Annotated in this window: 11 protein-coding genes; 2 read left to right on the top strand and 9 right to left on the bottom strand. The window is 68.4% G+C overall.

Going from position 1 to position 15,021, the window contains the following annotated elements:
- Positions 1-26 precede the first annotated feature (26 nt).
- Positions 27-2,969 (top strand): ligand-binding sensor domain-containing diguanylate cyclase, encoded by a 2,943-nt coding sequence (locus tag ATCM_RS16410; RefSeq protein WP_132865546.1) that lies wholly within the window; start codon positions 27-29, stop codon positions 2,967-2,969.
- A 51-nt stretch (positions 2,970-3,020) separates the two neighbouring features.
- Here the strand turns inward: ATCM_RS16410 and gdhA are convergent, their stop codons facing one another.
- The 9 genes from gdhA to ilvC form a co-directional block, all read right to left on the bottom strand.
- The gene (gdhA, locus tag ATCM_RS16405; protein WP_132865545.1) at positions 3,021-4,370 is read right to left on the bottom strand and encodes an NADP-specific glutamate dehydrogenase; all 1,350 of its coding nucleotides are present in this window, start codon (positions 4,368-4,370) and stop codon (positions 3,021-3,023) included.
- A 114-nt stretch (positions 4,371-4,484) separates the two neighbouring features.
- Positions 4,485-5,549: a 3-isopropylmalate dehydrogenase gene (leuB, locus tag ATCM_RS16400; RefSeq protein WP_132865544.1), complete on the bottom strand. Its 1,065-nt coding sequence runs from the start codon at positions 5,547-5,549 to the stop codon at positions 4,485-4,487.
- Between the two features lie 162 nt (positions 5,550-5,711).
- The gene (leuD, locus tag ATCM_RS16395) at positions 5,712-6,290 is read right to left on the bottom strand and encodes a 3-isopropylmalate dehydratase small subunit (RefSeq protein WP_132865543.1); all 579 of its coding nucleotides are present in this window, start codon (positions 6,288-6,290) and stop codon (positions 5,712-5,714) included.
- A complete protein-coding gene (gene leuC, locus ATCM_RS16390; protein ID WP_132865542.1) occupies positions 6,290-7,708 on the bottom strand; it encodes a 3-isopropylmalate dehydratase large subunit in 1,419 nt (472 codons plus the stop codon). The genes leuD and leuC overlap by 1 nt, the downstream gene beginning before the upstream one ends.
- A gap of 38 nt (positions 7,709-7,746) precedes the next feature.
- The gene (locus tag ATCM_RS16385; RefSeq protein WP_132865541.1) at positions 7,747-9,303 is read right to left on the bottom strand and encodes a 2-isopropylmalate synthase; all 1,557 of its coding nucleotides are present in this window, start codon (positions 9,301-9,303) and stop codon (positions 7,747-7,749) included.
- A complete protein-coding gene (locus ATCM_RS16380) occupies positions 9,297-10,394 on the bottom strand; it encodes a threonine dehydratase (protein ID WP_132865540.1) in 1,098 nt (365 codons plus the stop codon). Before ATCM_RS16380 ends, ATCM_RS16385 begins: the two co-directional genes overlap by 7 nt.
- Positions 10,395-10,553: 159 nt before the next feature.
- A complete protein-coding gene (locus ATCM_RS16375; protein ID WP_132865539.1) occupies positions 10,554-10,805 on the bottom strand; it encodes an ACT domain-containing protein in 252 nt (83 codons plus the stop codon).
- Positions 10,789-12,516 carry an acetolactate synthase 2 catalytic subunit gene (gene ilvG, locus ATCM_RS16370; RefSeq protein ID WP_132865538.1) on the bottom strand — a complete coding sequence of 576 codons (1,728 nt, stop codon included), beginning with the start codon at positions 12,514-12,516 and terminating at the stop codon, positions 10,789-10,791. Before ilvG ends, ATCM_RS16375 begins: the two co-directional genes overlap by 17 nt.
- A 42-nt stretch (positions 12,517-12,558) precedes the next feature.
- Positions 12,559-13,533 carry a ketol-acid reductoisomerase gene (ilvC, locus tag ATCM_RS16365; protein ID WP_132865537.1) on the bottom strand — a complete coding sequence of 325 codons (975 nt, stop codon included), beginning with the start codon at positions 13,531-13,533 and terminating at the stop codon, positions 12,559-12,561.
- Positions 13,534-14,234: 701 nt separating this feature from the next.
- Between ilvC and ATCM_RS16360 the strand changes: the two genes are divergently transcribed.
- Positions 14,235-15,020 carry a BTAD domain-containing putative transcriptional regulator gene (locus ATCM_RS16360; protein WP_165931206.1) on the top strand — a complete coding sequence of 262 codons (786 nt, stop codon included), beginning with the start codon at positions 14,235-14,237 and terminating at the stop codon, positions 15,018-15,020.
- Position 15,021 lies beyond the last annotated feature (1 nt).

Genomic DNA, 15,021 nt, shown 5'->3' with positions numbered 1-15,021 from the left:
GCCGGGAGGACCTGCGGGAGGCAGGTTTGCCCAGACCGCTTCACCATTTCCCGAACCCCGTCACCCGCGCCATCGCGCGGGTCGCCGGGTGCTGCCTGTGGGTGCTGCTGGCGGCGCTGGCCGCGCCGCTGGCGCAGGCCGCGCGCCACACCGTGGCCGGTTGGGACATGGAGCAGGGGCTGCCGCACAACCTGGTGCAGGCGGTCGCGCAGGACAACGAAGGGTTCATCTGGCTGGGGACGTGGGAAGGCGTGGTCCGCTTCAACGGCCGCAGCTTCACCGTGTTCGACCGCCAGAACACCCCGGGCGTGGAGCTGTCCGGCGTGCCCACCCTGCTGGCCGACCGCGACGGCGGCATGCTGTTCGGCACCATCAACGACGGCCTGTACCGCTACCACCGCGGGCGCTGGGAAGCGCTCGGCGGGGAGCGGGCCCGCCACCTGTCGATCACCGCCTTGCTGCGCGATGCCGACGGCACCCTGTGGGTGGGCGCGAAAGAACGGTTGCTGCGCTTGTCCGCCGAGGGCGAGCTGCGCGACGTCGGCCTGTCCCCGGGCCTGCCCGAAGCCACCATCACCGCCCTGGCGCAGTCGGCCGATGGCACGATGCTGGTGGCCACCGAGCGTGGCGTGTTCCAGCTCCGGGGCAGTCAGGCAACGGCCTGGCAGGACAGCGCCGGCTGGGTGGTGCGTGACCTGGTGGGAGATGGAAAGGGCGGTTGGCTGGTCGCGGCCGATGACGGCGTGCACTGGCTGCGCGGTAATGGCACGCGCGAGCACCTGTACCCCGGTGAGCGCGTGGAGCGGCTGCGCCGCGATGCCGGCGGCGACCTGTGGTTGAGCCTGTCGGCCGGACGGCTGGAACGCTTCGGCGCAGGCCAGCGCGAGCGCATCGCCATCCCCGGCCAGGTCAGCCCGGCGCTGATGATCGACCGCGAAGGACTGGTCTGGGCCGGAAGCACTGATGGCCTGTTCCGGATCGACGAAGGCGCCGCACAGGGGCTGACCGAGACCGAGGGGCTGGGTTCGAACTACGTCCGCGCGGTCATCCAGTCCGCCGATGGCACGGTGTGGATCGGCCACTCCGAGGGGCTGGACCGGCTCGATGGCGGGCAGCTGCGGCGGGTCCCGCTGGTTCCCGGTGCCCGTCGCGATGCCTCGGTGCTGGCGTTGGCGGTGGCCCCCGGCACGCTGTGGGCGGGTACCTACAACCATGGCGTGCTGCGGCTGGATGCCGATGGCACGGTGCGGCAGCAGGTGGTGCTGCCGGGCACGGTGCAGCCGCTGGTGCGCGCGCTGTGCGTGGATGCCGATGGCGGGCTGTGGATCGGCAGCGCCGAAGGGCTGTTCCATTACCGCGATGGTCACCTCCGCCTGTACGGGCTGGAGGAAGGCCTGCCCGGCGCGGCGGTGCATGCGCTGTACCGCGATGCCGGCGGCGTGTTGTGGATCGGGACCAATGCAGGCATGGCCTCGTTCGGCGCCGATGGCAAGCTGCAGAGCTGGTCGGTGCAGAGCGGTTTCCCGGCCAGTTACGTGTTCGATTTCCTCGGCGATGGCAACGGCGACCTGTGGATCGCCACCGACCATGGCCTGCTGCGCAAGCGCGGGCTGGACGTGCAGGTGTTCGACCACCGCAGGGGCCTGCCGCGCGACAAGGTGTTCCGCATCATCGACGACGGCCGCGGGCACTTGTGGTTGCCCAGCAACCAGGGCGTGTTCCGGCTCGACCGCAATGACCTGGTCGGGGTGGCGGCAGGGGCGCGCAGCCAGTTGGCGGTGCATGTGATCGACCACACCGACGGCATGCCGAGCAGCCAGGCCAACGGTGCGTCCTCGCCGGCCGGTTGGCTCGCCCGTGACGGGCGCCTGATGTTTCCCACCGCCGAAGGGCTGGCGGTGATCGACCCGCTGCGCGTGGACGGCAACGCCCGCCTGCGCCGGTCGCCAGTGGTGATCGAAGGGGTGGTGATCGACGGCACACCGCAGGCCCCGCAGGAACGCTATGCGTTGCCGCCGGAAGTGGAGCGGATCGAGGTCGCCTACACGGGGCTGGGGTTCCGTGCGCCGGACAAGATGCGCTACCGCTACCGGCTGGAGGGCTTCGACGCCGACTGGGTCGAGGCCGGCGAGCGTACCGAGGCGGTGTACACCAACCTGGCCCCGGGCAATTACCAGCTGCGGGTGCAGGCGATGACCCTGCCGCTGGATTGGCAGGATGCGCGCCGCGTCGGCGAAGCACGCCTGCAGCTGAGCGTGGCCACGCCGTACTGGCGGCGGCCGTGGGTGATGGCGATGGGCGTGGTGGCACTGCTCGGGCTGGTGCTGGTCCTGGTGGCCTGGCGCACGGCCAGCTACCGCCGCCGGCAACGCCTGCTCAGCACCGAGATCGCGGCGCGGACGCAGGAGCTGAGCGAGAAGAACCGCGCGCTGCAGCAGGCCGACGCCGAGCGTGACCACCTGCTGCGGCGGCTGGAACACATGGCCATGCATGACGTGCTGACCGGCCTGCCGAACCGGCGCGCCGGTGATGCCTACCTGCAGCAGGCCATGCGCGAGGCCGAGCGCGACGGTGCTCCGCTGCACGTGGCGCTGCTGGACATCGACCATTTCAAGCAGATCAACGACGGCCACGGGCATGAGGCCGGTGACCAGGTGCTGCGTGACGTCGCCAGCCTGCTGCAGCTGCAGCTGGGCGAGAACCAGTTCGTGTCACGCCATGGCGGCGAGGAGTTCCTGATCGTGCTGCGCGGCATGTCGTTGCCGGCCGCGGCCGAACAGCTGCAGGCGGTACGCATGCAGCTGGCGCGGTTGCGCCTGGAGGAACTGGGCGCGGACACCCATATCACCGTCTGCATGGGCCTGGCCAGCCTGGGCCCGGGGCAGCAGACCGTGCGGACCCTGCTGGCGGCGGCGGACCGCCAGCTGTATCGCGCCAAGCACGAAGGCCGCAACCGCGTCGCGCATTGAGTTGCGGCCAAGGCGCCGTGCGTGTCGCACGGCGCGGCGTTGGCGGCAGGCTCAGTACAGGCCCTGTGCCAGCATCGCGTCGGCGACCTTGACGAAGCCGGCGATGTTGGCGCCGTCGACGTAGTTGACGCTGCCATCGGCGCGCACGCCATGGCGCACGCAGTTGGCGTGGATCTCCTTCATGATCACGTGCAGGCGCTCGTCCACGTCGGCATGGCGCCAGGACAGGCGCAGCGCGTTCTGGCTCATCTCCAGGCCCGAGGTGGCCACGCCGCCGGCATTGCTGGCCTTGCCCGGCGCGTACAACGTGCCGGCGTGCAGGAACACGTCCACCGCTTCCAGCGTCGAAGGCATGTTGGCGCCTTCGGCCACGCACAGCACGCCGTTGCTGACCAGCGTGCGCGCATCGGTTTCGTCCAGTTCGTTCTGGGTGGCGCAGGGCAGGGCGATGTCGGCCGGGATATGCCACGGGCGACGGTCGGCGAGGAACTCGAAGCGCGCATCGTCGGCCAGCTCGGACAGGCGGCCACGGCGCTCGTTCTTCAGGGCCATCACCGCCTGCAGGCCGTCCTCGTCGAAGCCGTCGCGCGCGTACAGCGTGCCGCCGGAATCGGAGAAGGTCAGCACGCGCGCGCCGAGTTCGGCGGCCTTGATCGCCGCGAACTGGGCGACGTTGCCCGAGCCGGAGATCAGCACCTTGGCCCCGTGCGTTTCGCGGCGGGCGTGGTGCAGCATCTGCTCGACGAAGTAGACCGTGCCGAAACCGGTGGCCTCCGGCCGCATCAGGCTGCCGCCGTAGGCCAGGCCCTTGCCGGTGAACACGCAGGACGCATCATTGCTGAGCTTCTTCATCATGCCGGCCATGAAGCCGACCTCGCGCGCGCCCACGCCGATATCGCCGGCCGGCACGTCGGTGTCCGGGCCCAGGTGGCGGTACAGCTCCAGCATCAGCGCCTGGCAGAAGCGCATCACCTCGCCGTCGCTCTTGCCCTTGGGGTCGAAGTCCGAGCCGCCCTTGCCGCCGCCCATCGGCAACGTGGTCAGTGCGTTCTTGAAGGTCTGTTCGAAGGCCAGGAACTTGAGGATGGACAGGTTCACCGATGGGTGGAAACGCATGCCGCCCTTGAACGGGCCGATCGCCGAACTGTGCTGCACGCGCCAGGCCCGGTTGACGTGGGTCTGGCCCTTGTCGTCGGCCCAGGCGACGCGGAACTGGATCACGCGCTCCGGCTCGACCAGGCGTTCCAGCAACCCGTAGCGGGTGTACTTCGGGTTCTGCTGCAGGAACGGCCACAGGCTGAGGGTCACCTCCTTCACCGCCTGCAGGAACTCGGGCTGGTGCGGGTCGCGCTTGGCCACGTGGGCCAGGAAGTCGTCGGGGCTACGGTAGTTCAAGGGCATTCCTCAAGGATGGGGGGATCCGAAAACGGGGATCCAATAAGGGAAAGGCTGTCTATCCACCGGGCGACAAGGGGCCGCCAAAAAAAGACGCGGCCCAAAGGCCGCGTCCGGATGTCATTTCTGCAGTTGGGCAAGCACGGCCTGGGCGGCCTGGCCGGTGCTGAGCGCCTGGCCCTGCGCGGCCAGGTCGGCGGTGAAGTGGCCGCCATCCAGTGCGGCGGTGACGGCCAGTTCGATCGCCGCCGCTTCAGCCTCCAGCCCGAGCGAATGGCGCAGCAGCATCGCCGCGCTGAGGATGGTGGCGTAGGGGTTGGCGATGCCCTTGCCGGCGATGTCCGGTGCCGAGCCGTGGATGGGTTCGTAGATGCCGACCTTGCCTTCCTGGCCCAGCGAGGCCGATGGCAGCAGGCCCAGCGAGCCGGCCAGCATCGAGGCCTCGTCGGTGAGGATGTCCCCGAACATGTTCTCGGTGACGATCACGTCGTAGGCGCGTGGCTTGGCGATCAGGTGCATGGCCATCGAGTCGACCAGCTGGTGTTCGAGTTCGACCTCCGGGAATTCCTCACGGCCGATGCGCGCGGCGGTGTCGCGCCACAGCCGCGAGGTTTCCAGCACGTTGGCCTTGTCCACGGAGGTCAGCTTGCCGCGACGCTGCTGCGCCAGGCGGAAGGCGCTGCGCAGCACGCGTTCGATCTCGACCGTGGTGTAGCGGCACAGGTCGCTGGCACTGTCGGCATCGCGGGTCTTGTCGCCGAAATAGATGCCGCCGGTGAGCTCGCGCACGACGATGAAGTCCACGTCGGTGAGCAGCTCGGGCTTGATCGGCGAAGCATTCAGCGCTGCCGGATGCGTGCGCACCGGGCGCAGGTTGGCGTACAGGCCCAGCGCCTTGCGGATGGCCAGCAGGCCTTGTTCCGGGCGCACCTTGGCGTTCGGGTCGGACCACTTCGGGCCGCCCACGGCACCGAGCAGCACCGCATCGGCCTTGCTGCAGGCCTCCAGGGTGCTGGCCGGCAGCGGCTCACCGTGGTTGTCGATGGCGATGCCGCCGATATCGTGTTCGCTGAAGGTGAAGCTGTGGCCGAAGCGCGCGGCGATGGCCTTGAGCACGTCCACGGCGGCGACGGTGATTTCAGGGCCGATGCCGTCACCCGGCAGTACGACGATGTTGGCTTGCATGTAGGGCTTCCGATTGCTGTTCTTTTGAAGCCCCTCTCCCTGAGGGAGAGGGGTTAGGGAGAGGGTAGGGAGGACCACGCGTTGTGTCTGGCCGTAGTCGTCGCGCTTACCCTCATCCGCCCCTTCGGGGCACCTTCTCCCGGAGGGAGAAGGGTTTATGGTTCACGCTGCGCGTGCAGCCTCGTAGGCTTCGATTTCGGGCACGCGGCCCAGCAGCCAGCCCAGTTGGTCCACGCCTTCCAGCAGGCAGGTCTGCGAGAAGCCATCCAGCGGGAACGCATAGGCCTTGCCGGATGACGTACGCAGTTCGCGTGCGGCAACGTCCACGGTCAGTTCGTCGTCCGGGTGCTGCATCAGTTCCTGCACGTCGGCCTCGTCCAGCACGATCGGCAGCAGGCCGTTCTTCAGCGAGTTGCCACGGAAGATGTCGGCGATCTCGCTGCTGACGATGGCGCGCAGGCCCAGGTCGGTCAGCGCCCACGGCGCATGCTCGCGCGAGGAGCCGCAGCCGAAGTTGCGACCGGCCAGCAGGATCGAGCGCCCTGCATTCTCCGGTTGGTTGAAGGCGAACTCCGGGTTCGGCGAGCCGTCGGCCTGCCAACGCCAGTCGTTGAACGCGTTCTTGCCCAGCCCGGCACGCTCGGTGGTGGACAGGAACCGCGCCGGGATGATCTGGTCGGTGTCGATGTTGGTCTGGCGCAGCACCACGCTGCGCGAAACGATCCGGGTCAGTGCGGCCATCAGGCCACCTCCTTGGCAAACAGTTCACGCGGGTCGGCGACGTGGCCGTTGACCGCGGCCCAGGCCGCGCTCATCGGCGAGGCCAGCAGGGTGCGCGAGCCCGGGCCCTGGCGGCCTTCGAAATTGCGGTTGCTGGTGCTCACCGCCAGTTGCCCCGGTGCGACCAGGTCACCGTTCATGGCGATGCACATCGAACAGCCCGGCTCGCGCCACTCGGCGCCGGCCGCACGCACGATCTCGTGGATGCCTTCGGCCTCGGCGTCGCGCTTGACGATCTCCGAACCCGGCACCACCAGCATGCGCACGCCGTCGGCGACGCGGCGCCCGCGCAGCACCTGCGCCACTTCGCGCATGTCGCTCAGGCGGCCGTTGGTGCAGGAGCCGACGAACACCACGTCCACCGGCGTGCCGGCCAACGCATGGCCGACCTCGAACTTCATGTAGTCCAGGCCCTTCTGCGCGGCCGCGTCGTTGGCGGCCGGGATCGGCGCATCCACGGCGATGGCGGTGCCCGGGTGAGTGCCCCAGGTCAGGGTCGGGCGGATGTCGGCGGCATTGATGTGCACTTCGGCATCGAAGCGCGCGCCGACATCGCTGTTCAAGGTCTTCCAGTGGGCGACGGCGGCATCGAACGCGTCGCCCTTCGGGCCACGCGGGGTATTGGCAACCCAGTCGAACGTGACCTGGTCCGGCGCGACCATGCCGGCACGCGCGCCGGCTTCGATCGACATGTTGCACAGGGTCATGCGCTGTTCCATGTCCATCGCGCGGATCGCCGAACCACGGAACTCGAGCACGTGGCCGGTGCCGCCATTGACGCCAATCACGCCGATGATGTGCAGCACCACGTCCTTGGCACCAACGCCGGGCGACAGCGCGCCATCAACGGTGATCGACATGGTCTTTGCCTTGCGCTGCAGCAGGCACTGCGTGGCCAGCACATGGCCGACCTCGCTGGTGCCGATGCCGAAGGCCAGCGAACCGAAGGCACCGTGGGTGGAGGTGTGGCTGTCGCCGCAGACGATGGTCATGCCCGGCTGGGTGAAGCCCTGCTCCGGGGCGATGACGTGGACGATGCCGCGGTTGGCCGAGGCCAGGTCGAACAGCTCGATGCCGTACTCGGCGCAGTTCTTGGCCAGCATCTCCACCTGGGCCTCGGAAGCCTTGCTCGCATACGGCAGCTTGCCGTCAGGGCCGGCCGGCAGGGTCGGGGTGGAGTGGTCCATCGTCGCCTTGGTGCGGTCCGGGCGGCGCGGCTTCAGGCCGCGCTCGCGCAGTTCGGTGAAGGCTTGTGGCGAGGTGACTTCGTGGATCAGGTGCAGGTCGATGTACAGCACGGCCGGCGCGCTGTCCGATTCGGGGACGACGACATGCGCGTCCCACAGCTTGTCATACAGGGTCTTGAGTGCGGAGCTCATTGCTTTCTGGTTCCGTTGCCTATGAGGGGCCATCGCGCTCAGGCGCTGACGGCTTCCTGGGTCTGTGCGCTCTCGCGCTGGCGCAGCAGGCGGTTGGTGACATCCAGCCAGGCCAGCGCGCTGGCCTCGATGATGTCACGGCTGGTGCCGGTGCCTTCCAGGATCTCGCCTTCGTGGCGGACGCTGAGGTTGGCTTCGCCGCGCGCATCGGCACCGATGCCGACGCTGTGCACGTGATAGCTGTCCAGGGTCAGCTGGATGCCGGTGGCGGCCGACAACGCCGAGAACAACGCATCCACCGGGCCATCGCCCTGCGCGGTCTCGGCCACGCGGTTGCCTTCCGGATCGGACAGCTCGACCAGTGCGTTGGCGCGGCTGCCGACGTCGCTGATGGTCATCGAGGCCAGGCGGTAGCCGTCGCTGCTGGAGGTGCCCTGCATCAGGGTCTGCAGGTCGGCGTCGGTGACCACGCGCTGCTGCTCGCACAAGGCCTTGAACTGCTCGAACACCAGCTTCAGTTCTTCCTCTTCCAGCCAGTAGCCCAGCGCCCGCAGGCGGGCTTCGACCGCGGCGCGGCCACTGTGGCGGCCCAGCACCATCTGCGAGGACTCCCAGCCCACGTCCTCCGGGCGCATGATTTCGTAGGTGTTGCGGTTGCGCAGCATGCCGTGCTGGTGGATGCCGGACTCGTGTGCGAACGCATTGGCACCGACGATGGCCTTGTTGCGCTGGACCGGCATGCCGACCAGGCGCTGCAGCAGCTGCGAGGTGGGCACGATGCGCTGGGTGTCGAAGCCGGTGTCGAAGTTGTAGAAGGCATTGCGTACCTTGAGCACCATCGCGATTTCTTCCAGCGCGCAGTTGCCGGCGCGCTCGCCGATGCCGTTGATCGAGCCTTCGACCTGGCGTGCGCCGCCTTCGATGGCGGCCAGCGAGTTGGCCACGGCCAGGCCCAGGTCGTTGTGGCAATGGGCGCTGAAGATCACCTTGTCGGCGCCGGCGGCATGGCCGATCACGTGCTGGAACATCGCACGGATTTCGTCCGGCGTGGTGAAGCCGACCGTGTCGGGCAGGTTGATGGTGCGCGCGCCGGCGGCGATGGCGACCTGGGCGACTTCGGTCAGGAAGTCCAGTTCGGTGCGGGTGGCGTCCTCGGCCGAGAACTCCACGTCGTCGACATGGCCGCGGGCCATCGTCACGTGCTTGTGCACCGACTCCAGCACCTGCTCCTTGCTCATGCGCAGCTTGTGCTCGCGGTGCAGCGGGCTGGTCGACAGGAACAGGTGCAGGCGCGGACGCGCCGCCGCCTCCAGCGCCTTGAGCGAGGTCTCGATGTCGGCGGCCAGGCAGCGCGACAGCACCGCCAGCACCGGGCCACGGACGTCGCGGCCGATCAGCGCCATCGCCTCGCGGTCGGATTGGGAACTTGCCGGGAAACCGGTTTCGATCACGTCCATGCCCAGTTCGGCGAGGGCGCGCGCCATCACCAGCTTCTGCGGTGGGGTCATGCTGCAGCCCGGGGATTGTTCGCCGTCACGCAGGGTCGTGTCGAAGATGGTAATTCGCGGGGTGTTGTTGGTTGGAGTATTCACCAGAGGGTCTCCTCGACAGCGGTAACGGAAATGGGCGGGGAATCGGGTTTGAGGGTGCGTGGCGGGGGCGAGGTGGCGCGGCTTCTAAGTCGCTCGCCGTTGCGCCGTCGGGGCTTGCGCGGTGGCCGCGGGCGGACTTCGGACAGCAGCGTGGACAGCACGGTGGCATCGATGTTGCCGCCGGAGACGACCGCGCACTTGCGCTTGCCGGCCACGCGGCGGCCGGCGGCCAGCGCCAGCGCACCTGCACCCTCGGCGATGACGTGTTCCTCCAGCGCCAGCCGCACCAGGGTTTCGCGCAGTTCGGCCTCGCGCACGATGACCACGTCGTCGAGCAGGCTGGCGCACAGGCGGCGGGTGAGGAAGCCGGGGATCTTGACCTTGACGCCGTCGGCCAGCGTGGACACCGGGGCGATCTCGCGCACGTCGCCCTTGATCGCGCGGGCCATCGAGTCCACGCCCTCGACCTGCGCGCCGATGATGCGCACGCCCTGTGACTTCAGCGCCAGCGCCACGCCGGAGGCCAGGCCGCCGCCGCCGATCGGCACGATCACCACGTCCGGTGCATGCGGGGCCAGCTCGATGCCCAGCGTGCCCTGGCCGGCAATCACGTCCGGGTCGTCGAAGGCGGACAGGAAGCGATAGCCATGGTGTTCGGCCAGCTCGCGGGCGAAGGCATAGGCCTCGTCGTAGCTGGTGCCGTGCTGGCGCACGGTGGCGCCCCAATGCTGGACGCCGGCGATCTTGGTGTCCGGCGCGCCGTGCGGCATCACCGTGATTGCCTGCACGCCGAGGCGGAACGACGCCCAGGCCACGCCCTGGGCGTGGTTGCCGGCCGAGGCGCAGATGACCGGGCGTTCGTCACCGCGTTCCAGCGCGGCCAGCATCGCGTTCAGTGCGCCACGGACCTTGTAGGAGCCGGTGCGCTGCAGGTTCTCGAGCTTGAGCCAGGTGCCGAAGCGTTCGGCGTAGTGCAGCGGGGTGGGCGGCAGGAAGCGGCGCAGGCGTGCCTGCGCTGCCAGCACGTCGGCGACGCTGACGTGCATCTCGCCCGTGGGTTCGGCGGTTACGGCGGGGCGGCCACGATCAGGCATCGAGGTGGCCGTGGAGCGGGGAACGGGGAAGGGGGAACCGGGGGTGAAGGTCGTGGCCGGAGCGTTGAAGAAGACGCCTCCGTTGTACCCGTGCCGCATTGGCACGCGGGGCCTGCAGCCCCTGCTCCCGATTCCCCGGTCGTACACCTACGTCGCTGTTCATGCGCTGGCACCGGCGACCGGTACCACGCGTACCGATTCGCAGTCGTAGACCTTTTCCAGCTGGTGGCGCAGGGTTTCCGGCGGCCGGGTGCCGTCGATGTCCATCTGCACGTGCCAGCGTCCGGCATCGTCGGCGTTGCGGCTGCCGGCGATGTTGCTGAAGGAAAAGCCGCGGCGTTCGACCATGCCGATCACGCGCACCAGCGCGCCCTCGGCAGGCTTCAGCACCAGGTCAAGCCGGTATTGCATTGGAACTCTCCTGCGTTGCCTTGGCGTGGGCGGGGTTGCTGTCCAGCATGGTGCTGTTGGCGTTATTCGGCGGCACCAGCGGCCAGACGTTGGCGCGGGCATCGATGGCCACGTGCAGCAGCATCGGGCCGGGGGCGTCGAACAGTTCGGCCAGGCCGTCCTCGACGTCGTTGCGGTGGATGATGCGCCTGGCCTGGATGCCGAACACCTGCGCCAGCGCGACGAAGTCCGGGTTGTCGGACAGGTCGATCTCGCTGTAGCGCTCGGCATGGAACAGCTCCTGCCACTGGCGCACCATGCCCAGCGAGGAGTTGTCCAGCAGCACGATCTTGATCGGCAGCTTGCAGCGGGCGATGGTCACCAGCTCCTGCACGTTCATCATGAAGCTGCCATCGCCGGAGACCAGCACCACGGTGCGGTCCGGGCAGGCGAACTGCGCGCCCATCGCCGCCGGCAGGCCGAAGCCCATCGTGCCCAGCGCACCGGAGGTCAGGTGGTTGCGCGGGTCGTTGAAGCGGCAATGCTGGGCCACCCACATCTGGTGCTGGCCGACGTCGCAGGCGATGACGGTGTCCGGCGGGGCCACTTCGCTCAGGCGCTTGAGCAGGCGCGGGGCGTAGATCTGCTCGCCGGGTGCGTCGTAGCGGGCGGTGAACTTCTCGCGGTTGGCGGCGCAGCGGGCCCGCCAGGCGTTGCAGTGGGCGCGTTCGCCGGCCAGGGCGCGCAGGCCGTCGCGGACATTGCCCGGCACCGGGATGTCGGCACCGCGCAGCTTGGAGATCTCGTAGACATCGGCATCCAGGTGGATGACCCGTGCGAACGGGGCGAACTCGGCCAGCTTGCCGGTGGCGCGGTCGTCGAAACGTGCACCGACCACGACCAGCAGGTCCGACTCCTGCACCGCCATGTTGGCCGCACGGGTGCCGTGCATGCCCAGCATGCCCAGGTACTGGGGATGGTTGGCCGGCAGTGCGCCCAGGCCACGCAGGGTCAGCACGGTCGGGATGCCGCTGGCCTCGACGAACTGGCGGAAATCCTCCACCGCATCGGCCAGGGCGATACCGCCACCGCCGTAGATCACCGGCTTCTCGGCCTGGGCGATGGCGGCCAGTGCCTCGGCCAGGCGTTCGGCGGCCGGGGCCGGCACCGGATCGACCGCCGCCGGCACGTGGTCGGGCAGATGCGAGGCATCGGCCAGCTGCACGTTCTTGGGCAGGTCGATCAGGACCGGGCCGGGACGCCCCTCGCGGGCGAGGCGGAACGCTTCGGCCACCACGTGCGGCAGCTCATCGACGCTGCGCACCAGCCAGCTGTGCTTGACGATCGGCATGGTCATGCCGAACACATCCAGTTCCTGGAACGCATCGGTGCCTAGCAGCGGCGTGCCGACCTGGCCGGTCAGGCACACCATCGGCACCGAGTCGAGCATCGCATCGGCGATGCCGGTGACCAGGTTCGAGGCCCCCGGGCCGGAGGTGGCCACGCACACGCCTACCTTGCCACTGGCGCGGGCATAGCCGTTGGCGGCCAGCGCCGCGCCCTGCTCGTGGCGTACCAGGATGTGCTTGAGGCTGGAATCCACCAGTGCGTCGTAGAACGGCATGATGGTGCCACCTGGGTAGCCGAACAGCGTTTGCACGCCTTCGGCCTCCAGGGCCTGCGTCAGCCAGCGTGCGCCGTTGCGTGGCGCATCGTGGGTGGAAGTGTTCATGCAGCGACCTTTGCGTTGAGCGGGTGGGGGACCGCCGCGTGATTACGCGGTCTGACCTTGCAACCAGACCATCTTGGCGCGCAGTTCCTTGCCGACCTTCTCGATCGGATGCTCCTTGTCGGCCTGCTGGAACTTCTTGTAGTTCGGCAGGCCGGCGTCGTACTCGGCTTCCCAGTTCCGGGTGAAGGTGCCGTTCTGGATGTCGGTCAGCACATCCTTCATGCGCGCCTTGACCGAGGCATCGATCACGCGCGGGCCGCTGACGAAGTCGCCGTACTGCGCGGTCTCGGAGATGAACTCCAGCATGCGGGTGATGCCGCCTTCGTAGAACAGGTCCACGATCAGCTTCAGTTCGTGCAGCACTTCGTAGTAGGCGATCTCCGGCTGGTAGCCGGCTTCGACCAGCGTTTCAAAGCCGGCCTGCACCAGCGAGGACGCGCCACCGCACAGCACGGCCTGCTCGCCGAACAGATCGGTCTCGGTCTCTTCCTTGAAGGTGGTCTTGATGATGTTGGCGCGCGCGCCGCCCAGGCCGGCGGCATAGGCCAGCGCGAACTGCTCGGCCTTGCCGCTGGTGTCCTGGTAGACGGCGTAGATGCACGGCACGCCGCGGCCGATCTCGTACTCGCGACGGACCAGCGCACCCGGGCCCTTCGGCGCGACCAGCACCACGTCCAGATCCGCGCGCGGCTCGATCATGCCGAAATGCACGTTCAGGCCATGGGCGAACAGCAGGCATGCACCCTGCTTCATGTTCGGCGCGAGCACGTCGTTGTAGAGCTTCTTCTGCACCATGTCCGGGGTCAGCACGGCGACCAGGTCGGCCTCCTTGACCGCCTCGGCCGGCGCCTTGACGGTGAAGCCGTCGGCCTGGGCCTTGGCTTCGGTCGGGCCACCGGCGCGCAGGCCCACGACCACGTCGTAACCGGATTCACGCAGGTTCAGTGCATGGGCGCGGCCCTGGCTGCCGTAACCGATGACGGCGATTTTGATCTGGGGCAGTTCGTTGGTGCTCATGGTGCTTGGGTTCCTTGCGATGAAGAGAAAACGTGCAGTGAAAAAAGAAACGGCCGTCGCGTCAGGACGCGGCGGCCGGGTCGGGGAGGGCGATCGCCATGCAGGCCGATGCGGCGCACGGGGCGTTGCAGGCGGTGTGTTTGTGCATGGTGGAATCGGTCGGATACATGGTTTCAGATGAAATAGAAGCTGGAAACGAAAAACCCCGCACCGGGGTCGGCGCGGGGTCTTTAGTCGAATCTGGCTGTTTTTCTGCTACGCGCCAGTCTGCCCCGCACCTGTTGGCTCGGTAATAAGTACGAGTACGAGCAGCGACGCCGCGGCGGAAGCCGGGGTCGAAGTCAGGTGGGCGGTGGCGTTGTGGCGTTGCAGCATGGGGTCGAGATAACCACCGTCCGCCGGCGCTGTCAATGCTTGCAGTTGTGATTGCCGGTGAACGGCGCGCAAGCCCCGCCACGGCTGCTTGGTTGCGGTTGAAACCTACGCGCGGCGCGGCTTGACGGCGCCCGCGTTGCGCGGGAATCGGACGTTTGTCGAGCGCGCGTGAACGTTTTTCGTGCCGGGGTGATGGGATCGGGACGCTTTTGCCGGTTTAACAGGTAAGGGGCTCAATGGCTGAGGCCCATCCGGGGGAAATCATGGCATTGGTATCGGAACAGGCGGCGCACGCCGGGTGCGAAGCATCCTGCGGCGGCGCGCACGTGGCGACCGAACGTGGGCTGGTCCAGCTGATGGGCGCCAGCCAGGGGTTGCCGGCACCGTTGATCTACCGCAAGGGCTGGGCACTGCTGGGCTACCTGGCGGTGGAGTCGAACCGCAAGCATTCGCGCATCGCGCTGGCGGCCCTGCTGTGGCCGTCGCTGAGCGAAACCAGCGCGCTGACCAACCTGCGCCAGGTGCTGAGCAACCTCAACCGCTACTGCAGCAACGCGCTGGGGCCGGACGCCCTGCGCATCGAGCGCGGCAGCGTGGGGCTGTTCCGCGACGACCAGGTGCGCTTCGACATCGACCTGCTGCAGCTGGCGCCCTGCCAGGCCGTGTACATGCTGGCGCGGCAGAGCTGCTTCCTCGACGGGATGGATGACATCGCCGGCATCGACTTCCACAGCTGGCTGGAAACCACCCGCCAGGAGCTGGACGGTCGCCTGATCGACGCGGCGGAGAAGTGCTGTGACGAGCTGCTGGCCAGCCAGCAGTGGGAGCGCGCGGCGATGATGGCGCGTTCGCTGAGCCTGCACGATCCGTGGAACGAGGCGCATGCACAGCGGGTGATGCGGGCCCATGCCGGGGGAGGCATGCGGGCGGCGGCGGTGAAGGCGTACCAGCGGTTCGAAGTCATGCTCCGCGCCGAACTGGGGTTGGACACCAGCGTGGAACTGCGCCAGCTGCTCGCGCAGATCTCCAACGGGGTGGGCGCACTGGCCGGCGAGGTGACGTCCGGATTGCGGATGGAGCGCGGGCGGATCAGCGGTGTAATGCTGGGGTAAC

This window comes from Stenotrophomonas sp. ATCM1_4 (genome assembly GCF_004348115.1).
Lineage (GTDB): Bacteria > Pseudomonadota > Gammaproteobacteria > Xanthomonadales > Xanthomonadaceae > Stenotrophomonas > Stenotrophomonas capsici.
Note: the sequence above shows the minus strand (reverse complement) of the source record. Positions and strands in the feature narration are given on the sequence as shown.